We start from the raw sequence: 22981 nt of genomic DNA on the forward strand, positions 1-22981 counted from the left end.
TATGAAATTGCTAACTTTAAACTGTCATTCTTGGCAAGAAGAGAATCAAATAGAAAAGATAAAATACCTTGCTAAAGTAATTCAAGAAGAAGAGTACGATGTCATCGCATTGCAAGAAGTAAGTCAGTCCATACAAGCTGAAAATGTATGCGGTAACAAGAAAGAAGATAATTTTGGACTTTTACTATTAGAAGAGTTAAAAGCACTACATGTAAAAGATTACAATATTACTTGGGATTTCTCTCATATTGGTTATGACGTGTATGAAGAAGGATTAGCGATTATAACGAAGCATAATATTATAAAAGAAGATACGTTCTTCATTTCAGAAAACGAGGATACAACGTATTGGAAAACACGTAAAATTGTAAGTACAACAATTGCTTATAATGGTAAAGATATAACGTTTTACTCTTGCCATCTCGGTTGGTGGAATGATGAAGAAGAGTCATTCAAAGGTCAAATCAATCGTTTGATGGGGCGTGTAGATAGCAATAAGCTCGCCTTCTTAATGGGGGATTTTAATAACAATGCTCGCTTGGAAGGCGAAGGTTATGAGTATATGATGCAAAAAGGGTTGTATGACACATATGGATTAGCAATAGAGAAGGATGAAGGAACGACTGTCCAAGGCGAGATTGCTGGTTGGGATGAAAATAAACATAATTTGCGAATCGATCTAATATTGTGTAACCAAAGTAAAAAAGTTCATTCTTCAAAAGTTATTTTTAATGGTACAAACAGAAATGTAATTTCAGATCATTTCGGTGTAGAGGTTCAATTGGATATATAATAGAAGAAATCCTCACAGAGAATAAAAGCTGTGAGGATTTTTTTTAGGAATACAAGTATTTCCAAGAGAAAATACTTGTATTTTTTATGACATTTCATATATATTTGTTATTATTGAATGTAAAACCGATTTGGTCATTTTGTATTCATACTTTGACTCACTTCGTTATATAATAAAGTAAGTGAAAGTTAATGGGAAAAAATAGTACGTTTTTGGTTAATACACGATGTAGAAAGTGATATAATTGCAAAATGCATGTATCATTTTCTAAAGAAGGAAAAATATATAATTAGGTGATAACTTCTATGAAACAGATTTGGCGTATTTATAAGACAGATTTACGGAATGTAGCCAAACATTGGGCTGCAATTGTTATTGTTTTAGGATTAATGATTTTACCATCGTTATATGCATGGTTTAACATTAAAGCTTCTTGGGATCCGTATGGAAATACAAAAGAGGTTCCCATTGCAGTTTCTAACCAAGATGCAGGTTCTAATTTAAGAGGGAAAGATATTAATATCGGGAAAGAGATTGTAGACTCCCTTAAGAAAAACAAAAATCTTGGCTGGAAATTTGTAGATGAGAAACAAGCAATTTACGGAGTTGAGCGTGGGGATTATTATGCAAGTATTACGATTCCAAAAGACTTCTCTGAAAAAATTGCAACTGTTCTGGATGAAAATCCTAAAAAACCAGAACTGGATTACTATGTGAATGAAAAAGTAAACGCGATTGCACCGAAGATTACAGCAAAAGGTGCATCAGGTATTACAGAAGAAATTAGTAAAAACTTTGTTAAAACAGCAAACGGTGAGATTTTTAAAATTTTCAATGATCTTGGAATCGATTTAGAAACAAATTTACCAAGTATCGAAAAAGTAAAAGATCTTGTATTTAAGTTAGAAGCGCAGTTCCCAGAAATGAATACACTCATGGATAAGGCATTAGATGATGCAACTCGAGCAGAAGATGTTGTAAAAGTAGCGCAGAAAGATTTACCTGTTGTAGAGAGTGTAATAAATGATGGGCAGGAAGCGTTGGCGAATTTAGATAAGTTCTTTGCAAGACAAGATCAAACATTAAAAAACGCTCCAGGAACGATAAGAAATGATTTAGTAGCAGCAAAAGGCGTTATGGATAGTGCAGCTGCATTTACTGACTTTTTAATGAATCCAGGTGTAGAACTAAATATTCCTGACTTGTCTGGAATGAATGGATTACCTGAATTCCCAGCGAGACCGGATCTTTCTAAGTTGAATAGTGATGGGTATAAAGGGATAGCACAAAATATTAATCAAACAGTAAATAATGTTCTAAGCTCATCACGTGCAGGAACAGCTTATGCACAAAGTGTTATGGATGGATTGCAAAATGGAAGCGTTGATCCAGAGATAGCTAAGAAAAATATTTCGACTATATCTAATAATCTTCAAACGCATATTGACAATCTTTCTTATGTAATTGATGTTATGGCTCGTTTAGAGCAAGGGGCTCAAACTGAGTTTGGACAAAATTTCTTTAAAACAAGAAAAGAGCATTTAACGGATATTAAGAATGGACAACAAGATTTAAATAATCGTTTTAAACGTTTAAACGATTTAATTAGCACAGGTCAGGAAGTTAAACAAGATGTGCGTGATGGAATTAATCAGAAATTAAATGAAACAAATGCTTTAATCGATCGAGCTGAAAAAGATTACAATGAAACGTTTGTAGCTGATTATAAAAAGGCAGTTAGCGCGGTAGATCAAGCTAAAGCTGATGCGAATCAAATATATGATAATGCAAAAGCAGATTATGATAAAGCAAAAAATAGCCTTGAAGGTGCAAAAGCAGATTTACAGAAAGCAAAAGAAGATGTACAAAATAGAGGTATTAACGGTTTAGATTCAACGAAAGTAGCTTTAAATAGCTTAAATGGTCAATTCCAATCTGGAATCGGTTTAATTGATGATATGATTCCAGTTCTAGAAAGTACAAATAAGGTTTTAGCGGATGTAAATAGTGATAAAAACCTTAATAATGGAATCGCAAAATTAAACAAAGCGAAAAGCAGCTTACAAAAAGGTGTAGAGGCAACGAATAAGGGAATTACACTTCTTAACAATGGCCAGAAACCTACAAAAGATGTAATTGAAAGTATTAACAACGCTGCGAAGGGCGGATCAGCTCAATTAACAGATGTATTATCGACGTATGATTCAGAAATTGTACCTAATTTCAATACAGCAATTGCTCGTACAAAAGAGATGTCGAAAAATACAACTCAAATTTTAAATGATGCAGACAAAAAGCTTCCAGATGTTAAAAAATTACTAGAAGATTCATCAAAAGGCTTAGTAGACGGTAGAAAGAAATTAGTAGACATTAAAGCTGAAATGCCGGAGACTGAGAAAAAGATTAAAGACTTAGCAAATAAAATTCGTGATTTTGAATCTGAAGAAGATATAAAAGACATCATACGCTTATTGAAAAACGATGTTGAAAAGCAAAGTGATTACTTTGCGAATCCAGTCAATTTAAAAGAGAATAAATTATTTGCGATGCCGAACTACGGTTCAGCGATGTCACCATTCTATACAGTGCTTGCATTATGGGTAGGCGCATTATTAATGGTTTCATTATTAACGGTAGAAGTACACGAAGAGGGCGCGAATTATAAGAGCCATGAAATTTACTTCGGACGTTTATTAACATTCTTAACGATAGGTCTTTCACAAGCGTTTATCGTATCGATGGGAGATATATTCTTACTCGGTACGTACGTAGTCGATAAGTTCTGGTTTGTGTTATTTAGTTTATTTATTGGTGGAGTCTTCGTTTGTATTGTATACTCACTCGTTTCTATTTTCGGAAACGTTGGGAAATCGATGGCGATCATTTTACTTGTACTACAAGTAGCAGGATCGGGCGGAACATTCCCAATCCAAATGACACCAGCGTTCTTCCAAGCGATTTATCCGTTCTTACCATTCACATACGCAATTAGCGCAATTCGTGAAACAGTTGGCGGAATGCTTTGGGATATCGTAACGCGAGATTTACTTGTGTTAAGTGCTTTCGTAGTAGTTATGATTGTTGCTGCGTTATTACTGAAAACACCAATTAACAAATCAAGTGAAAAATTTGTTGAGAATGCAAAAGGAAGTAAAATCATTCATTAAAATAAAAGGTTCCTACCGATAGTGGTAGGAACCTTTTTGTTTAATCAAATTTTAATTTTTTTAATGCTTCCGCAAATGGGTTGTTTAATGGTTCTTCCTCTTTGTTCTGTTGTTTCATATATTTTTGAACGTCGCGCTTATCAGCTTTGTTTCCAGATTCTTTTTTACGTCTTTCTTGGAATGTAGAAAGTTTTTCGCGATAGCCACATTTACATGCGAAAATTTGGCCAGCGCCTTCACCACGTAATTCTAGTTTCTTCTTACATTGCGGACAGCGAGCGTTTGTTGTACGAGATACATTTTTACGATGACCACATTCACGATCTTGGCATACGAGCATTTTTCCCTTTTTGCCGTTTACTTCTAGCATTGGTTTACCGCAGTCTGGACAAGACTTCGTTGAAATGTTGTCATGTTTATATTTTTTATCACTCGATTTAATTTCAGAAACAATTTCTTTCGTATAGTTCTTCATTTCAGAAATGAATACTTCTTTTTTCAGCTTACCTTTTGCGATAGCCTCAAGTTTTTGTTCCCATTCACCAGTTAGTGTAGGGGATTTTAACTCTTCTGGTACTAAATCAAGTAACTGACGGCCTTTTGAAGTAATATGAATATCTTTGCCACGTTTTTCAATTAAGAACGAATTGAATAGCTTGTCGATAATATCAGCACGCGTTGCTACAGTACCTAATCCACCAGTCGATTTTAATGTATCAGCGAGTTGTTTATTTTGCGTATCCATATATTTTGTAGGATTCTCCATTGCTGAAAGTAAAGTTGCTTCATTAAAGCGTGCAGGTGCTTTCGTTTGGCCTGATGTTTGCATAAGTAACTTTACAGTTAATGTATCGCCCTTTTCAATGTGAGGCAGAAGCTGCTCTTTTACGTCATCAGTTACATCATCGTCTTCAAATCGATTTTCGTATACTTCCTTCCAACCAGCATGTAAAATCGTTTTTCCGCGTGCAATGAACGTTTCACTACCAACTTTGGTACGTAATGTTAGTTGCTCGTATTCGAATGCTGGGAATAAAACAGCTAAGAAACGTTTTACAACTAAATCATAAATTTTGCGTTCTTTATCTGTGAATGCTGAGAAGTTAACGTATCCTTCTGTTGGAATAATCGCATGATGATCGCTTACTTTACTATCATCAACAAATGATTTGTTAGGTTTGATAGGCTTTTGTAATACTTTATGTGCGAAGGGACGGTATTCTCCAACACCACATGCTTTTAGACGTTCTGGAAGTGTTCCAACGATATCAGATGAAATGTAGCGTGAATCTGTACGAGGGTACGTTAGCACTTTATGCTGTTCATACAATTTCTGCATAATATTTAATGTTTCTTTAGCAGAGTAACCGAACTTTTTATTTGCATCACGTTGCAATTCAGTTAAATCATAAAGACCAGGAGAGAATGACTTCTTCTGTTTCTTATCAATTTCCACAACGGTAGCATTTTGTTTATCTAAACTTTTTACAATACCATCAATTTTTTCTTTATTAAAACTACGGCTATTGCCATTTGTATCTTGCCAAGTAAGTTTGAGTTTCTCCATTGTTTGAGCTTCGATGCCGTAGTAAGTTTGTGCTTTGAAGTTCTTTATTTCATCCTCACGACTAGCGATCATAGCAACAGTAGGAGTTTGTACACGGCCGCAATTTAACTGGGCATTAAAGCGAGTTGTTAAAGCGCGAGTTGCATTAAGACCGATATACCAGTCAGCTTCTGAACGCGCAACTGCTGAAGCGTATAAATTGTCATAGGCTTTACCTGGTTTTAAATTTGCAAAACCATCTTTAATTGCTTTATCGGTTACAGAAGAAATCCATAAACGTTTGATTGGTTTATTTAGCTTAACTTTATCGATAATCCAGCGTGCGACTAATTCCCCTTCACGTCCAGCGTCTGTTGCTACAATAATTTCATTTACATCTTTTCTAAGTAGCTGACTTTTTACAGCATTAAATTGTTTACCAGTTTGTTTAATAACCGTTAATTTTAATCGCTCAGGTAGCATCGGTAAATCTTCTAAATTCCACTTTTTATATTTCACATCATAACTTTCTGGATCTGCTAATGTAACGAGATGACCTAAAGCCCAAGTTACAATATATTTATTACCCTCAAGATAGCCGTTTCCTTTTTTATCACACTTCAGTACACGAGCAATATCTCGTGCAACGGAAGGTTTTTCAGCGATTACAACGCTTTTTGACATATTAAAAACATCCTTTCAAATTTCCATAAGTTAAATATAGCATACATCTTCTTGAGATTCAGTTTCGCTCCATATTTGAGCTGTTTTTAATGGAGTGAACAAAATCCCAACTGATTAAAGTTTCACTTTATCAGTTGCTTCTATATTAAATAGAAAAGTAAAGAACTTGTTATTTTACTAGAATAAGAGTAGACTTTGAAGTAGATGAATAAGAAACACATGGGAGTTTGTGGATACAAACTGAGAGTATGGCTACTAGTCCGTCATTGACCATTTGAACCTGTTGGATAATGCCAGCGTAGGGAGAGTGTAAAAGCACATGTTCAGGCACTTTGCGTACGCGCAAAGTGTCTTTTTGTGTATCTCCCATCATTATAGTTAGGAGATGAAAAGGATGAATATGAAAGAAATTAGTAAAGTAGTGGATTTGGTGAGAGAATCTAATCCGCTTGTTCATAATATTACAAATGTTGTTGTAACAAATTTTACTGCTAACGGTTTGTTGGCACTTGGGGCATCGCCTGTAATGGCGTATGCAAAAGAAGAAGTAGCAGAAATGGCTAGCATTGCTGGAGCGTTAGTATTAAATATGGGAACACTTCGTCCTGAGGAAGTAGAAGCGATGTTACTTGCTGGTAAATCAGCAAATGTGAACAATGTGCCAGTACTATTTGATCCAGTTGGTGCAGGAGCAACTTCGTATCGAACAGAAGTTGCGAGACATATTCCAGCCGAAATAGATTTAGCAATTATCCGCGGCAATGCGGCTGAAATAGCAAACGTTATTAATGAGAAATGGGAAATTAAAGGGGTAGACGCTGGTACTGGAAATGGCAATGTTGTAAGTATTGCAAGGCAGGCAGCAGACGAATTAAATACAGTTGCGGTTATTACTGGAAAAGAAGATGTTGTTACAGATGGAGAGAGAACTATTGTTATTCGAAACGGTCACCCTATTTTAACGAAAGTTACGGGAACAGGTTGTTTACTAACGTCTGTAATAGGAGCATTTGTAGCAGTGGAAAAAGATTATGTAAAAGCAGCAGTAGCAGCATTAACGTTTTATGGTGTAGCTTCGGAACTGGCAGCTGCTAAGACCGTGGAAAAGGGACCTGGTAGTTTCCAAATTGAATTTTTAAATCAGTTAGCGAATACTACTGCTGGTGATATTGAGAAGTATGGAAAGATTGAGAAGTATGGAAAGATTGAGGAGTTAGAGTAAGGGGGATGAAACACATGATGCGCATTGAAACAAAGAAGATGTCTAAGTTATTACAAGTGTATTTTATTATGGGAAGTAATAACTGCACGAGGGATCCTTTAGCTGTATTGAAAGAAGCATTAGATGGTGGAGTGACACTTTTTCAGTTTCGCGAGAAGGGGGAAGGTTCTTTAATCGGAGGAGATAGAGTGCGCTTTGCAAAAGAATTGCAGACGCTTTGTAAGGAATATAGTGTTCCTTTCATTGTAAATGATGATGTAGAATTAGCCATTGAATTAGATGCAGATGGTGTTCATGTAGGACAAGATGATGAAGGAATTACATCTGTTCGTGAAAAAATGGGAGATAAAATTATCGGTGTATCTGCTCATACAATTGAAGAAGCACGCTTTGCAATCGAAAATGGAGCAGATTATTTAGGCGTTGGACCTATTTTCACAACGAGTACGAAAAAAGATACGAAAGCGGTTCAAGGAACGAAAGGATTAGCTTATTTTAGAGAACAAGGAATTACAGTGCCAATCGTTGGTATTGGTGGGATTACAATTGAAAATACAGCAGCAGTTATAGAAGCGGGTGCGGACGGTGTTTCAGTTATTTCAGCAATTAGTTTAGCTGAATCTGCGTATGAAAGTACGAGAAAATTAGCTGAAGAAGTAAAGAGAAGTTTGTAGGGAAGGACGTGTAGTATTTTAAGTGCTACATGGAGAAATGGACTGCCCCAAATTTTAAACAAACGTTTGATTAAAAAAGCACAAACCTTTTTAAATAAGGGTTTGTGCTTTTTCTTTAAAACATAATAGAAATTAAAAGCATTCCAATTCCGATAGAAGTAAATGTTGCAATTAAGCCTGGAATCATAAAGCTATGATTTAATACGTATTTACCAATACCTGTTGTACCGGTACGGTCAAAGTTAATGGCAGCAACGATTGTTCCATAGTTCGGAATGAAGAAATATCCATTTACTGCAGGGAACATCGCAATCAGTAGCGCTGGTGGAATACCAAGGGATAGTCCAAGTGGCATTAAGGCACGTACTGTTGCTGCTTGGCTGTACAGTAAAATAGATAGAATGAATAGTGCGATGGCAAATAGCCAAGGCGCACTTGTTACTAAATGCTGAATAGATCCTTGAATCATATTTAAGTTTCCATTAAAGAAAGTATCTCCCATCCAAGCGATACCGAAAATTGCAACAACTGCTGTTGCTCCTGCTTTAAAGACGTTACCAGACACAATGCTTTCTACATTTGGTTTACAGAAAATAATAATAAGAGCCGCGATAGTTAACATAACCATCTCAATTGTGTTCGGCATGGAAAGACGGGCTAACTTCCCATCAACTATCCATCCTGGACGAAGTGCTTCAAATGAACCAAGAAGTACAACAAGGAAGGTTCCTACAAGGAAAAGGATAACTGATAATTTTGCGCCCTTTACACCTACAAATTCTTTTTTCTCTTCAAGCTTAGGAATCATTCCTTCTTTTAATCGTTTTAAGTATTCAGGGTCTTCATTTAATTCTTTTCCCATCTTACTAGCAACGAATGCTGCTAACATACAAGCAATGAAAGTAGAAGGAATACTCACTTTTAAAATATCTAATAAAGTGATTTTATAGTCAGCTAACATTGCTAAAAGAGCAACTGTGGCAGCTGAAATTGGACTAGCTGTAATTGCTTGCTGAGAAGCGATTACGGCAATCGACATTGGGCGTTCCGGTCTAATCCCTGATTCACGAGAGACTTCTGCAATAACAGGAAGTACAGAATAGGCAACGTGACCAGTACCTGCACATAGTGTGAATAAATAAGTAACAATTGGAGCAAAAAAAGTAATACGCTTTGGATTTTTTCGCAATGCTTTTTCAGCTAGATGAACAAGATAGTCCATTCCTCCAGCAGCTTGCAAAGCACCAGCGGCTGTAATTACTGCCAAAATCATAAGCATTACATCGATAGGAGGCGCGGTTGGTTGTAAGTGGAAGACAAAAACGAGTATTGCCATACCAACTCCACCCATTACTCCTAAACCAACTCCGCCTAGGCGTGCACCAATAAAAATACAGAGTAACAAGGTAAGAAATTGTAGCCAAAACATGATAAACTACCTCCGAAATTCATTAGTTAAGATATATTCGAATAGTTTAATTTGAATGAAAATTAAATAAATACCCGAAGAAATCCTTGTTGTTTATACATTTTTTATTATATAACACAAAAAAAGTAACATTCACGTACTTTTTGAAATTATTTTGAAAAAGCAATGCATTAAAAATTTGTATTTATATCTCTAAATAAGTAGACATTTTGATTTATATGTTGTAATCTTTGAAAGAGAATAAATTAATTCTCATAGAACTCCCATATCGTTCAACTCGTTCAGCGAGAAAGGCAAACTGATGGAAACATGAGGACGCAAAACTACAGGAGCTAAGGTCGAAAGGCTACGCTAGCCAGTTACCGGACGGATAGGGTTGGTCTTGGCCAATGCTTTTACATTGGCTTTTTTTTATTCTCGAACATATTGAGAAACATTTTCAAACAAAATATTCATATATTTTGTTTTTTTGTTTATGTTAATTAAGGAAGGTGGATATTAATGAAAAAATATTGGCATAAGTTATCGTTCCTTCAAAAGAACGTCTTATTAACCGTATTAGTTATTTTGACACTTGTTGGAAGTATGGGTGCACTAAGTTTCAACATGTTTCAAAATAGTATGATGTCTTTATTTGAAAGGCAGTCTATTGAAACAGGAGAAATAGTATTGAAAAAATTGGATGTAGAATTAGTTAGAGACATGGCGAAAGATCCTACAGCCGAAAAAGTGAAAAAAGAAAAGTTAACAGAGAAATTAGATGAAGTGTCAAAAGAATTGAAAAGTGTTGGACAAACGTATGTTACAGGAGCAAAGCCGAATGAAAAGCGAGAATTACAACTCGTTGGTTTGACTACAGAGTTAACAAAAGCGTTCCCTATAAAGCCGGGAGATTATTATGAACAACCCGCTCATTGGATGAAGGCATACGATAAAGTCATTGATACGAAAAAGGCCCAAATGACAGAAGTATATGAAGATGAAATAGGTTCGTGGGTGACAATATTAGAACCAATTACAGATGGAGAAAACAATATTGTTGCAATTATTGCGGCTGACTTAGATGCTTCCATTGTTCCTATTACAAAAGAGAAGTTTATGATACAGGGCTTACTCTTTATCATTATTTCATTAGCGATTGCGACTATTACTCAATTCTTTATCGTGCGTCACTCATTAGCGCCATTAAAAGATTTACGAGAAGGGTTACGTAAAATTGGTGAAGGTGACTTGAGTATTAAATTAAAAGAAAGACCAGATGATATTGGAATTATTAATGTTTATTTCAATAACACGATTGAAAAGTTTAAAGGGATTATAGATAAAGTAAGGCAAACTGCTGAGCAAGTTTCTTCTTCTTCACAAGAATTGTCGGCGAGTACAGAGGAAAACAGCATGGCAGTTCAAGAGATTGCAAGTTCTATTGAAGGTTTAAGAGTAGGGGCACAGTCTCAAAAAACTTCAGTACAACAATGTTTAGGGATTGTACATGGAATGGAAGATAAGGTAGAAGAGATAACTGGGGCTGCGAAACAAGTTGCGGTTGCTTCTGAAGGTATGGAGCAACATTCAATTGAAGGTAATGAAGTGATTGGACAAATTATTAATCAAATGAGTTTAATTCAAAATGCAGTACAAGATTTATCTTCCATCATTTATTCGTTAGAAACAAGGTCAAAAGAAATTAGTGATATCGTAACTGTAATTACAGGTATTTCAAATCAAACAAATTTATTAGCTTTAAATGCTTCTATTGAGGCTTCACGTGCTGGAGCAGCGGGGAGAGGGTTTGCAGTTGTTGCTGATGAAGTACGAAAATTAGCAGAACAAACGGAAGCGTCTGCTAAAGATATAGCGAAATTAATTGGTGAAACACAAGCTGAGACAGAAGATGCTGTAGTTTCAATGCAAAAAGGTTCAAAAGAAGTAGAAACTGGAATTTCACTTGTTCAAAGTAGTGGGAATTTCTTTGAAAAAATCTCCAAATCAGCGCAATCTGTTACAGATCAAGTAAAAGCTGTTTCGGGTAATTCGAGTGACATTTTACAAAATAGCCAGAATATCGTTCAAGTCGTAAATGAATTATCACATATTGCAAACACTTATGCCAACAGCAGTAGTAATGTTGAAGAAAGCATGAAAGAGCAAGAAATATCAGTACAAGATATTGCAGAATTAGCGACTTCTTTAAGTTGGCTTTCTCAGGAATTACAAGAGCTTATTGGTGAGTTTAAAAGCGAATAAGGAGAAAGTTCAATTCTAATCAAAGGGGATATCTCCGCTACTGATTATGAATTGAACGAATCTGCCCGTTAATAAGGGATGAAAAAGGTGTGAATTTTCACACCTTTATTATATTTAAGAGAGGAATTTACATAAATATGAAATTAGCAATTTCTTATAATGAGATGGTAAAAGAATTTTTAGGGAAAGTAGAAGGAAGTATTAAAATACCTAAAGATGTGCAAGGAACGGAACTTAGGATAAAAAGGAAAACTGAACTATTTCCAAATTTGACTCATATTGTAGATTTAATAGGAGCGACTGCAACGTGGTTATATCATATTTCTAAAGAAAAACATATTGTCGTGCTTTATCATGTAAGAGGAAGTTTATTTCCGATTACTATTGAAGTTTCTAATTTTCTCTCCTATGAAAGTTTGAATTTACAGATTGAAGAGCAACTGGAACAAATTAAAGAAATGAATGAGGAAGAAATAGAAGAGTTTCAAAACGGTAATACATTATATGAAATGTCACCTATTATTATTGGTGAAACATATTATGAGCTACAAGACACGAATACATTACAATTTGTATTTAGTAAAAATATGCAAAGTGTAGAAATAATATTTAATAGTGTTAATTGGAAGGAAACAACGATTACTCGTTATGCACAACAAATACAAGGTGTTTTAATTGGTACATCACAAAATAAGAATAATTATATAAAGAATTTTAATATTATTACAGAGGCCGAGATGGCACTTTATAGTCAAGTGAATGATACGACAGCAGTATATCCTGAGAAAAGTATCGTCGATATGTTCTATAATACTGTTACTCAATTTCCAAATCGTATAGCTTTATCTTCAAGGGAAGGTATTTTAACTTATGAGGAGCTAAATAAAAAAAGTAATCAAATAGCTCATATGTTAATTAAAAATGGCGTCCAATTAGGAGACTATGTTGGAATATTTATGAAACGTAGCATAGACACAGTAGTAAGTATGGTAGCTATATTAAAAGCTGGTGCAGCGTATGTTCCGATTGATCCAGATTATCCGGAAAGTAGAATACAGTACATTATTCAAGATAGCCAAGCGAAAGTTATATTGATGAAAGAGACGCCTATAACATGTGATGGGGTTCAAACAGTTTCAATGTATGATAGTGAAACTTGTGAAGATATAGATGTAAAGTTGTCTATTCATTGTGATGATGTAGCTTATATGATTTATACGTCTGGTTCAACAGGGAATCCAAAGGGAACGATGTTAGCACATAGAGGGGTTGTTAATCTGTACACTTGGATGCAAAAGCAATATGAATTGACAGAAGAGGATGTATTTGCCCAATTTCCTTCTTTTAGTTTCGATGCTTCTGTATGGGAGTCATTTGCTTCTTTATTCTGCGGAGGAAACTTGTATGTATTATTAGAGGAAGAGCGATTGTCTGTAGAAGCATTTGCAAATGCAATCTATAAAGTGAAAGCAACTTCGATCTTGGCGTTAGCAACAATTTTTGTTCGACAAGTAGCAACTTATTTAGCAGAAGAAGATATATATAAGCTAGCTTCCCTAAAAAGAATTGCGATTGGCGGTGAAATGTTGCCTGTAGAGGTTATTAAATTGTGGAGAGAAAGAATAGGTACAAATGTTGAAATTCATAATGTATACGGACCGACAGAATGTACTGTAGTGACGACAACCTATAAAATACCTAGTCAGTTAAATGAGGATGTTGCGAGTATTCCCATTGGTAAACCATGTGCTAATTATCAAGTTATGATTTTGGATGAGAATATGAATCTTTGTCCAATTGGTGTACCTGGTGAATTATATATTGATTCAGTAGGATTAGCAAAAGGGTATTTTAATAAGCCTAATAAAACAATTGAAGCTTTTATTCAGAACCCTTTTAATCCTATAGTTAATATATATAAAACAGGTGATATTGTTAAGTTATTAGAGGATGGAAATATAGAATTTTTACATCGGAAAGATGATCAAGTAAAGATTAGAGGACATCGTATTGAACTAGGAGAAATCCAAAGTAAAATTTCTCAAAATCATAATATAAAAGAAAATGCTGTTTTTGCTAAGAAGAGTAAGGAAGGTAGCCAATATTTAATCGCGTTCTATACAACTTTAAATAAAAAAGAAATACCAGAATTAGTTTATCAGTTACAAGAGCAATTACCAGATTATATGGTGCCATCTAAACTAATTTATATTAATGAATTACCACTTACACCTAATAAAAAGATTGATGTTAAGAAGTTAGCTCAGTTAGAAGAAAAGTATGAATCGGTTCGTCTACAAGAATATGTTGCACCTTCTAATAAAGCAGAGAGACAAATAGCGCGCGCTTGGGCGGAAGTATTAGGAATTTCAAAAGTTGGAGTGCATGATGATTTCTTTACAATTGGTGGACATTCATTAAAAGTATTACGAGTCTTAACGTTGTTAAAAGAAGATTTTTCACATTTAACAATTCAAGATTTCTTTAAAGAAAGAACGATATATGGATTAGCTCGAATTGAGCGAGAAGTAAAAGTAGAGAAAGAAGAAGTATTTCGTGAATATAAAGTGATTCACGAACCAGATACTATTACGTATGCAAACGTTTTGGAAGAAACCCAGATTTTAAATGTCTTTTTAACAGGAGCTACTGGTTATTTAGGATCACACATATTATATGAATTGTTGAGAGATACATCTGCTACTATTTATTGTTTAGTAAGACCAACCAAAGATGTGCAACAAAGAATTATAGATACATTAACAGGCTACTTTAGTGATATATGTGAAGAATGGTTACAGCGTATACAGGCCGTAGCTGGTGATCTGGGGGAAGAGTATCTTGGGATGAGCGAAGAAGAATTTATGTTCATCAGTTCTAAGATGGATACGATAATTCATTGCGGTGCAGATGTAAGACATTTTGGAGATGTAAAACAATTTGAAAATATAAATGTCCAAGGAACTAGCCGTATGCTAGCATTAGCGGAGAAAGGTGCTACATTCCAATTTATTTCTACAATTGGTATCCCGTTAGAATTAGCGGTAGATCAATGGGATACATACATGAAAACTGGTGATTTTAATTACAGTGTAGACTTAGAGAATGTATATTCAAATAGTAAACTACAAGCGGAAAACATTGTTCGTGAAGCAATGAAAAATGGTTTGCGCGGAAATATTTATCGTGCAGGTAATTTAGCATGTCATTCAGAAACAGGTTCGTTCCAACAAAATATTGAAGGAAACGCATTTTATCGTCTTATTAAAACAATGCTATTAATTGGGAAAGCACCAAATGTGAAGTGGAAAGTTGATTTCACACCAATTGATTTTGCTAGTAAATCAATTGTATCGTATTTAAAAGATTCGCAAATTGTAGGAGAGACGTTACATATTTGTCATCCACATCAAATTGAGTTTGAACAATTTATACAGTTAATTGGAGAGTGTGGATACAATCTTAAAATGGTTCCACTTTCAGAATATGTAAATACCGGACTTGAATTAGCGAAGGAAAATGAAGTAATAGCAGAGTTAATTGCTTCTCAAGTTGCAGGAGATGGAGCGCAGCAATCTGAAATTGTAATGGGTACGCGTAGAACGAATGAATGGATTAAGAAAAAAGAATTGATAGTACCAGCAATCAATAAAGAATTTATACAGCAGTTATTAGCTCATGGTGAAAAAGTTGGATATTTTCCAAAAATAATGAAATGATTATGCATGCTTTTGTTTGTTCAATAAAATAAATCATGCTACAATGAAAACGAATTAAGGACCGGGGAGCCAATTGGCTGAGAGGATGTAAGTAAACATCGACCCTCAACCTGATCTGGATAATGCCAGCGTAGGGAGTTACTTAAAGTGATGTAGCATATGTTATTCTATAATAACTTGCATACAAGGCTTTCCTACGCAGTAGGAAAGCCTTTTCTTATTTTTGAAATCTAATTTTATAAGGGGGATTTTATTATGTCACAACAAGTTACAATGTCATTTTCAGTAGTACCACAAGCGAAAACGAAAGATGTATATTCTGTTGTCGATAAAGCAATTGAAGTTGTGCAACAATCGGGAGTTCGTTATGAAGTAGGGGCAATGGAAACAACTTTGGAAGGAGAATTAGATGTACTTCTTGATGTCGTTAAACGTGCGCAACAAGCTTGCGTCGATGCTGGAGCAGAAGAAGTGATTACTTCTATTAAAATCCATTATCGTCCAAGCACTGGTGTAACGATAGATGAAAAGGTTTGGAAGTACCGTGATGAATATGCAAAACCAGAAGCAATCTAAACTTATTACAACTATTTGGCTTATCCTTCTCATTGCGATATGGGAAGGATCTGTTTCATTATTTAAAATCGAACCGTGGATTTTACCAAAGCCTTCTGCCATTGTTCAAGAATTAATTGGGATGAAAGATTTACTATTACCAAATACGATGCAAACACTGCAGGAAGTTATAATTGGACTATTCTTTGCAATTTTATTGGGGACGAGCATCGCAATTATTATGGACGTTATACCTTTATTTCGTATTTTAATAAATCCATTGCTCGTTATTTCGCAAACAATTCCAATTGTTGTACTTGCACCGCTATTTATTATTTGGTTTGGATATGGGATGTTGCCGAAAGTAATGGTCGTAATACTCGTTTGTTTCTTCCCAATTGCGCTTAGTATTTTAGAAGGTTTTCAAACAGTAGATAAAAACATGTTGAAGCTGTTACAAACAATGAAGGCGACAAAATGGCAAGTTTACCAGAAAGTAAAATTTCCAGCAGTGCTTCCATACTTTTTCTCCGGTTTAAAAATTGCAGTTACATATAGCGTAATGGGGGCAATTATCGGAGAATGGCTCGGTGCAAGTGAAGGATTAGGCGTTATGCTTACGAGGGCTACAAAATCCTTTTTGACTGCCCGAGTATTTGGTGTTGCAGCAATCATCGTTATAGTGACATTATGCCTGTATTTTATCGTAGAGTTTATGGCAAGAATAACAGCACCATGGATATATAGAAAGGACGGCAGAAAATGAAAAAAGGTTTGAAAGTTATGTTAGCTGCCTTAGTAGCGGTAGGTGTGGCTGGATGTAATCCGGCGAAGAAAGAAGAAAGTGCAAGTAAAGATCAAAAAGTAAAAGTAGTATTAGATTGGTTTCCAAATACGAATCATACTGGCTTGTATGTAGCGCAAACGAAAGATTATTACAAAAAGCAAGGATTAGATGTAGAAATTATTCAACCAGGTGACAATGTAACAGCAGAGCAAATGATAGCATCAGGAAAAGCAGACTTCGCAATAAGCGCACAAGAAAATGTAGCATTAGCTCGTGTGGAAGGAATTCCTGTTGTATCTGTAGGAGCGATTATTCAGCACAACACTTCAGCGTTTGCATCGCTTAAGAAAGATAATATGACGTCACCGAAAGATTTTGAAGGTAAACGTTATGGTGGCTGGGGAGGACCAGCGGAAGAAGCGACATTAAAGACGATTATGGATAAGCATCAAGCTGATTTTAATAAAGTTGAAAAAATCATCTTAGGACAAACAGATTTCTTTAAATCAATCGGCCGTGATGCAGATTTCGAATGGATTTATTACGGTTGGGATGGTATTGAAGCGAAGCGCCAAGGAAAAGAGTTAAATACGATTATGGTGAAGGACTTAGATCCAGCGCTTGATTTCTATAGTCCTGTTATTATTACGAGTGAAAAACATACGAAGCAAGATAAAGACTTTGTGAAAAAGTTTATGAGTGCAACAACAGAAGGTTATAATTTTGCAATTAAGGAACCGAAAGAAGCTGCTGATATTCTAATTAAAGCTGTTCCAGATGTAAATAAAGATTTAGTTCAAGAAAGCCAGAAATGGTTAAGTACGAAGTATCAAGATGATGCGAAAGCATGGGGAGTACAGAAGGAAGAAATTTGGACGAATTACATGAATTTCTTATATGACAACAAAGTTATTAAAAAGAAAATCGATGTAAAAGATGCTTTTACAAATGAATTCCTTCCAAGTGAAAAATGAGCGGATTACAAATAAAAAATATAGTGAAATCTTTCGACGGAAAGAATGTATTAGAGAATATTAGTGCCTCTATACAAGAGGGAGAGTTTGTTTCCTTTGTAGGACCGAGTGGTTGCGGGAAAAGCACATTATTAAACATGATTGCAAATGTTGAAAAACCAACAAGCGGGAACGTAATGTATAAAGATAAGCAAGTACAAGTGCAAGATGTTGTTAGTTATATGCCACAACAAGATTTATTACTACCGTGGCGATCAGCTTTGCAAAATATCGTTCTTCCGTTAGAAATTGAAGGAAAGCCGAAAAAACAAAGGCTGACAGAAGGAATGGAAGCATTAAAGCAGTTCGAACTAGATGAATATGCAGACCATTATCCAGATGAATTGTCTGGTGGTATGCGTCAAAGAATTAGTTTTCTGCGCACATATTTATGTGAAAAGCCAATTATGCTGCTTGATGAGCCTTTTGGAAAGTTAGATGCATTTACAAAAATGGAAGTACATAGCTGGCTTTTAAACTCTTGGCATCAAGAGAAGCAAACAATCGTTATGGTTACACATGACTTAGATGAGGCAATCTTGCTTTCAGATCGCGTATTTATTTTATCTCAAAGACCAGCGTCAATAGTTGGCGAGGTACAAGTGAAATTACCTAGACCGAGAACGATGGATATGTTAACATCACTCGAATTAAAAAAGGATAAAGAAGAGATTTTAAGTGTGTTAGCTCCTTATATGAAAAAATAGAAAAAGCCTTTTAACAGTTTTTAGTATAATTACTGTTAAGAGGCTTTTTTTAGAATATGAAAAGATGGAGAAGGAACAAAAGGGAAAATAGAGAATAGAATATAACAGAGTAGTTTATACTCTTAATATAACAAATGTTAAAGGAGTGAAAGGATAAAATGACTTTATCAACTGTTCTTCAAATGGTTTTAGCTTGATATGGGAGAAGTCTGCCCATTTTTTAAGATTAAGCTAAATTGAAGACAGCAGGTAAAGAACCTTAATCCTTTTTTACGATAATATGTAATGGGTAAGGTGTATTCACCTTACCCATTTTTATATGCATAATTAAATAAGGCTTCATACTGTTGGTCTCTCTATTTAGCTTATGGACGATAAGTAAAGGAGAGAAAAAAATGAGTATATTAACAGTAGAAAATTTAAGTCATTCGTATGGTGAGAAAACCATCTTATATAATGCATGCTTTCGATTATTAAAGGGGGAGCATGTTGGGTTAGTAGGAAAAAATGGGATTGGAAAATCAACACTGCTAAGAATTTTAACAGGAGAACTTATACATGATGATGGGAACATTGAATGGTTTCCACATGTGAAGGTTGGATTTTTGCAGCAGCATATAGATTTACAAGAAGGAATAACAATTGAAGGATACTTGCAAAGTGCATTTTCTAACTTGTATGCGATTGAATACGAAATGTTAAAAATTGCAGAAGAGATGGCTGAAGCAGTAGAAGTAGAAAAATTGTTAGTAAGGTATGGAGAGTTACAAACTATATTGGAAAACTCTAATTTCTATCAAATTCATACAGAAATTGAAGAAGTGGCAATTGGTTTAGGGCTGTTTGAAATAGGATTGGAAAAGGATGTTTCAAAGTTAAGTGGAGGACAGCGGACAAAGTTATTACTAGGAAAGCTTCTTCTAGAAAAAGCTGATGTTTTATTGCTAGATGAACCAACGAACTATTTAGATACAGCACATATAGAATGGTTGCAATCGTACTTGAAACTGTACGAAAAAGCTTATATTATCATTTCGCATGATGAAGTATTTTTGAACAATATTACGAATGTCATTTACCATCTAGAAGAACGAAAAGTTAAGCGATATGTAGGGGATTATGAAAAGTTTTTACAAAGTTACCAAGTACAAAGGAAACAATTACAATCGGCGTATGTGAAACAACAAAAAGAAATTGCTCAGTTAGAAACATTTATTCAAAAAAATAAGATTCGAAAAGCAAAACAGGCAAAAAGTCGAGAGAAAGTATTGGAGAAAATGCAAAGGGTTGAAAAGGTTAATAATATACCTCGGTCCCGTTTTGCTTTTACTGTTTATAATGAACCAGTAAGTCGTATATTACAGGCTGAGAAACTAAGAGTGGGTTATAGTGAGCCGTTATTTCCAGACTTGAATTTACAAGTGAAAAAAGGAGAAAAGATAGCTGTTGTTGGTCATAACGGTATTGGAAAAACGACAATGTTAAAGACGTTATTAGGTCAAATAAAGCCGCTAAGCGGTTCAATTTTTGTTGGGGAACGAGTAAATCCTGCTTATTTTGCACAGGAAGAGTTTGCTTCAGAAATAACACCGTTAGAGAAAGTTTGGGCAGAACGACCAGATATGACAAAGAAAGAAGTGCGCCAAGCATTAGCGAAGTGTGGATTGAAAGAAGAACACGTATTAAAACCTATTCGTTTATTAAGCGGTGGAGAGCAAACGAAAGTGCGTTTATGTGAACTTATCGTAACGAAAAGCAATGTTTTAATTTTAGACGAACCGACTAATCATTTGGATGTAGAAACTAAGATGGCTTTACAGGAAGCGTTACAACAATACAAAGGAACAGTTTTAATTGTCTCCCATGAACCTTCTTTCTATGAATCGTGGATAACAAAAGTATGGAATATAGAAGATTGGAATGCTGAACAATATGAATAAAGAAAAGGCATTAGCTTTTATGAGCTAATGCCTTTTCTTTGTGATTAACATGATTTTCGAGAACTCTTACATGAGAATTGTATGAAGAAGCACTCTTATGGTGCGCTTATAAGCGTGCTTTTTCTTTTGTTATATTTATAATAATACGAAAGCCTTTCCCTAACAGGTGACTATCTTTCTTTATATATATAGATAGTTCAAAATGGAATGAAAATAATTCCTATATGTAAAGGATAATGTGGATATTATAGGAAGACAATAGAAATTAAAGGAAATTCATGTAAAATTCAAATGAACTTCATATAAACTTCATATTAGAAACCAAATATAATTATAATAGGTTATTATGATATTTTTGATTTTTCATAAAATTAAAAGTTTGAATTTAGGAAGTCTTGCTCGAACCTAAATTCAAACTTTAGTGAAATAATTAATGGATATTACGTCTAGTTTTCGCTAATGACGGCATTTAAAAGTTCGGCAGGATTACCTGTTCCTGCACCACCGATTGTAATAGATCCACCAGGAGGAATTTCGCCATTCCATCCTGCGTTTGTAATTACATAATGATTATTTGTTTTACTACTAATTTTAGAATCCCAAACTTGTGTTAAATTGCCGCTATAATCAAACTCTAATTTCCAATTTTTAATAGGAGTCGTTCCATTATTTTTGATTATAATCGAGAAGTTATAACCGCTGCCCCAATTCGAAGTGACTGAAAATGTAGCAGTGCCATTTCCATCAGGAGGTGTCGTATTAGCTTCATCCGTTTTGACAGTAAGAGCGGTAGGTTGTGATTTATTTCCAGCAGCATCTTTGGCAATTACTGAAAATGTGTATTCCGTATTAGGTTTTAAGTTTTTAATTGTAATGCTATTTGTTGTTGTACTCCATTTCTCTTCTCCAGCAGTAATTTCATATTCCGTAACTCCTACGTTATCAGTAGATGCACTCCAGTTTAATTGAACTGAGTTTGAATTTTTATTCGTAACTACAATATTTTTAACGTTCGTTGGTGGCTCAGTATCTTTTTGACTAATAGGTCCACCAAGTAATTCTTTTACTAGCGTATCAAGTAATTTTGGACCACTACAACTATATTTTGGACTTGTACGGCAATCCCCGCTTAGTTCCCAAAACATTGCTCCACTTAAACCCTTCGTCTTTATATAGTCTGTTTTATATTTCATAGATTCATTGTCATCGTAGCTAATAAATGTGCCTGTAGTCGCATTATATAAGTAAGGTACTTTAGCTGTGTCATTCCAGTAGCGTACAAAACCATTCTTATTAACGTAATTGGTTGCTAAATCACCGTAATCATAGACACCTGTGTCACCGGTAGAATAATCATCCCAAGTACCTTTAGAAGCAAGTTTCCCATCGCTACCTGGTTTGCAAGGTTGATATTGTCCGTTATTTTCTTTTCCACAACTTTTCCATCCACGTCCGTAAAAAGGTACGCCTAATACTAGTTTATCGACTGGAACACCTTCATTTGTATAAACATTTATAGCACCATCTACGTAAAAATTCGTATTTGCTGCTGGGTCATTTGGATCCTTGTATAGAGCTGCATTATGATTAGAAGTAGCTTCCCATCCACCGTGGAAATCATATGTCATAATATTAATCCAATCGAGTATTTGAGAAATTTTCTTTAGCTCTGTATGATCAGCGTAGCGTTGGCTTGCACCTGACGCGATTGTTAGTAAATATTGTTTGCCATCTTCAGCACCTGCTTTATTCAAAGCATTTCGGACGTCTTGAAGAAGGAGAGTGAAATTTTGTTTATCTTCAGGACGATAACTACCACCAGGAATCGTTTCAACGCCCGGATATTCCCAGTCTAAATCTACGCCATCAAACCCATATGCGCGAAGAAAAGCTACTGTAGATTCAGCAAATACTTTTCTTGTTTTTTCATCAGCGGCCATATCAGAAAAGCGGTTAGACCAAGTCCAGCCACCAACGGAAATAATTGTTTTTAAGTGAGGATATTTAGCTTTTAATCGTTTTAGTTCTCCGAAATTTCCGCAACGGGCATATTTATCGCAATCTTCCCAAGTTGTACCTGAGCCAGGATACGATTTGGTAACATCAGCCCATGGTTCACCGAGTACGAGAGTACCATTAGGAACCTCTTTATTTTGCAATGGTACACCAGATTCTTTACAGTTCCACGTTTGTTTATTTGGATTATCAGGATGGGTAGAAGGATTTCCATGTTTTCCATTCCAACAAATATCCGCGAAAGCATAGTTAAGGTGAGTAAGTTTTGATGCATCAATGTCAGCAACTTGATAATTACGTCCGTAAACGCCCCACGAAGGAAAGTACCCAACAATTTTTTGACTTTGCTTTGGTGAATCTGCTAATGCGAGATTTGGAGTAATAAAATTTGTGAGAAAAAGAGGTAAGAAAAGTAGTAGAGATAGTAATAGCAGTGTGAATTTTTGAGACCTCATAGCCATTTCTCCTTTCAAAATAAAAGATAT

General features: G+C 35.0%; 14 protein-coding genes and 3 riboswitches. Of the genes, 11 read left to right on the forward strand and 3 right to left on the reverse strand.

The window, feature by feature from the left end; translation table 11 throughout:
- The first annotated feature begins 1 nt into the window (after position 1).
- Both CQ064_RS17250 and CQ064_RS17255 read left to right on the forward strand, forming a co-directional pair.
- Positions 2-793 (forward strand): endonuclease/exonuclease/phosphatase family protein, encoded by a 792-nt coding sequence (locus tag CQ064_RS17250; protein WP_000771975.1) that lies wholly within the window; start codon positions 2-4, stop codon positions 791-793.
- Between the two features lie 305 nt (positions 794-1098).
- Positions 1099-3960 (forward strand): YhgE/Pip domain-containing protein, encoded by a 2862-nt coding sequence (locus CQ064_RS17255; protein ID WP_000810079.1) that lies wholly within the window; start codon positions 1099-1101, stop codon positions 3958-3960.
- Between the two features lie 40 nt (positions 3961-4000).
- Here the strand turns inward: CQ064_RS17255 and topB are convergent, their stop codons facing one another.
- Entirely contained in the window at positions 4001-6190 is a 2190-nt protein-coding gene (gene topB, locus CQ064_RS17260) for a DNA topoisomerase III (RefSeq protein ID WP_000047280.1), read from the reverse strand.
- A gap of 209 nt (positions 6191-6399) precedes the next feature.
- Positions 6400-6512, forward strand: a riboswitch (TPP riboswitch).
- A gap of 72 nt (positions 6513-6584) precedes the next feature.
- Between topB and thiM the strand changes: the two genes are divergently transcribed.
- Positions 6585-7412, forward strand: coding sequence for a hydroxyethylthiazole kinase (gene thiM, locus CQ064_RS17265; protein ID WP_001056106.1), 828 nt, complete (start codon positions 6585-6587; stop codon positions 7410-7412).
- Between the two features lie 14 nt (positions 7413-7426).
- Complete coding sequence (gene thiE / locus CQ064_RS17270) at positions 7427-8086, forward strand: thiamine phosphate synthase (protein ID WP_000984524.1); 660 nt, start codon at positions 7427-7429, stop codon at positions 8084-8086.
- A 115-nt stretch (positions 8087-8201) separates the two neighbouring features.
- Here thiE and CQ064_RS17275 read toward each other — a convergent pair whose 3' ends face one another.
- Entirely contained in the window at positions 8202-9515 is a 1314-nt protein-coding gene (locus CQ064_RS17275; protein WP_000498704.1) for an anaerobic C4-dicarboxylate transporter family protein, read from the reverse strand.
- A gap of 282 nt (positions 9516-9797) precedes the next feature.
- A riboswitch (cyclic di-GMP riboswitch) is annotated at positions 9798-9882 on the forward strand.
- A 134-nt stretch (positions 9883-10016) separates the two neighbouring features.
- On the opposite strand from CQ064_RS17275, the gene CQ064_RS17280 reads away from it, so the two are divergent.
- The 7 genes from CQ064_RS17280 to CQ064_RS17310 all read left to right on the forward strand — a co-directional run bounded on the left by CQ064_RS17280 (position 10017) and on the right by CQ064_RS17310 (position 20480).
- Positions 10017-11759 carry a methyl-accepting chemotaxis protein gene (locus tag CQ064_RS17280; protein WP_000761077.1) on the forward strand — a complete coding sequence of 581 codons (1743 nt, stop codon included), beginning with the start codon at positions 10017-10019 and terminating at the stop codon, positions 11757-11759.
- Positions 11760-11896: 137 nt separating this feature from the next.
- Positions 11897-15478 (forward strand): non-ribosomal peptide synthetase family protein, encoded by a 3582-nt coding sequence (locus CQ064_RS17285; RefSeq protein ID WP_000761462.1) that lies wholly within the window; start codon positions 11897-11899, stop codon positions 15476-15478.
- Between the two features lie 52 nt (positions 15479-15530).
- Positions 15531-15632: riboswitch (TPP riboswitch) on the forward strand.
- A 101-nt stretch (positions 15633-15733) separates the two neighbouring features.
- On the forward strand, positions 15734-16054 hold the full coding sequence (locus tag CQ064_RS17290) for an MTH1187 family thiamine-binding protein (RefSeq protein WP_000082906.1): 321 nt from the start codon (positions 15734-15736) through the stop codon (positions 16052-16054).
- The gene (locus tag CQ064_RS17295) at positions 16026-16799 is read left to right on the forward strand and encodes an ABC transporter permease (RefSeq protein ID WP_001057164.1); all 774 of its coding nucleotides are present in this window, start codon (positions 16026-16028) and stop codon (positions 16797-16799) included. Before CQ064_RS17290 ends, CQ064_RS17295 begins: the two co-directional genes overlap by 29 nt.
- Positions 16796-17794: an ABC transporter substrate-binding protein gene (locus tag CQ064_RS17300; RefSeq protein WP_000715569.1), complete on the forward strand. Its 999-nt coding sequence runs from the start codon at positions 16796-16798 to the stop codon at positions 17792-17794. The genes CQ064_RS17295 and CQ064_RS17300 overlap by 4 nt, the downstream gene beginning before the upstream one ends.
- A complete protein-coding gene (locus CQ064_RS17305; RefSeq protein ID WP_000016080.1) occupies positions 17791-18540 on the forward strand; it encodes an ABC transporter ATP-binding protein in 750 nt (249 codons plus the stop codon). Before CQ064_RS17300 ends, CQ064_RS17305 begins: the two co-directional genes overlap by 4 nt.
- 395 nt (positions 18541-18935) lie before the next feature.
- Positions 18936-20480 carry an ABC-F family ATP-binding cassette domain-containing protein gene (locus CQ064_RS17310; RefSeq protein ID WP_000025950.1) on the forward strand — a complete coding sequence of 515 codons (1545 nt, stop codon included), beginning with the start codon at positions 18936-18938 and terminating at the stop codon, positions 20478-20480.
- Between the two features lie 446 nt (positions 20481-20926).
- Here the strand turns inward: CQ064_RS17310 and CQ064_RS17315 are convergent, their stop codons facing one another.
- Positions 20927-22951 (reverse strand): glycosyl hydrolase family 18 protein, encoded by a 2025-nt coding sequence (locus CQ064_RS17315; protein ID WP_001257489.1) that lies wholly within the window; start codon positions 22949-22951, stop codon positions 20927-20929.
- Positions 22952-22981: the final 30 nt, after the last annotated feature.

Origin of the sequence: Bacillus sp. MYb78, from assembly GCF_002975115.1 — a bacterium.
Taxonomy (GTDB): Bacteria; Bacillota; Bacilli; order Bacillales; family Bacillaceae_G; genus Bacillus_A; species Bacillus_A cereus.

Coding starts and splice junctions, on each gene's coding strand:
- CQ064_RS17250 (WP_000771975.1), top strand. CDS start 2: ATGAAATTGCTAACTTTAAACTGTCATTCTTGGCAAGAAGAGAATCAA.
- CQ064_RS17255 (WP_000810079.1), top strand. CDS start 1,099: ATGAAACAGATTTGGCGTATTTATAAGACAGATTTACGGAATGTAGCC.
- topB (WP_000047280.1), bottom strand. CDS start 6,190: ATGTCAAAAAGCGTTGTAATCGCTGAAAAACCTTCCGTTGCACGAGAT.
- thiM (WP_001056106.1), top strand. CDS start 6,585: ATGAATATGAAAGAAATTAGTAAAGTAGTGGATTTGGTGAGAGAATCT.
- thiE (WP_000984524.1), top strand. CDS start 7,427: ATGATGCGCATTGAAACAAAGAAGATGTCTAAGTTATTACAAGTGTAT.
- CQ064_RS17275 (WP_000498704.1), bottom strand. CDS start 9,515: ATGTTTTGGCTACAATTTCTTACCTTGTTACTCTGTATTTTTATTGGT.
- CQ064_RS17280 (WP_000761077.1), top strand. CDS start 10,017: ATGAAAAAATATTGGCATAAGTTATCGTTCCTTCAAAAGAACGTCTTA.
- CQ064_RS17285 (WP_000761462.1), top strand. CDS start 11,897: ATGAAATTAGCAATTTCTTATAATGAGATGGTAAAAGAATTTTTAGGG.
- CQ064_RS17290 (WP_000082906.1), top strand. CDS start 15,734: ATGTCACAACAAGTTACAATGTCATTTTCAGTAGTACCACAAGCGAAA.
- CQ064_RS17295 (WP_001057164.1), top strand. CDS start 16,026: ATGAATATGCAAAACCAGAAGCAATCTAAACTTATTACAACTATTTGG.
- CQ064_RS17300 (WP_000715569.1), top strand. CDS start 16,796: ATGAAAAAAGGTTTGAAAGTTATGTTAGCTGCCTTAGTAGCGGTAGGT.
- CQ064_RS17305 (WP_000016080.1), top strand. CDS start 17,791: ATGAGCGGATTACAAATAAAAAATATAGTGAAATCTTTCGACGGAAAG.
- CQ064_RS17310 (WP_000025950.1), top strand. CDS start 18,936: ATGAGTATATTAACAGTAGAAAATTTAAGTCATTCGTATGGTGAGAAA.
- CQ064_RS17315 (WP_001257489.1), bottom strand. CDS start 22,951: ATGAGGTCTCAAAAATTCACACTGCTATTACTATCTCTACTACTTTTC.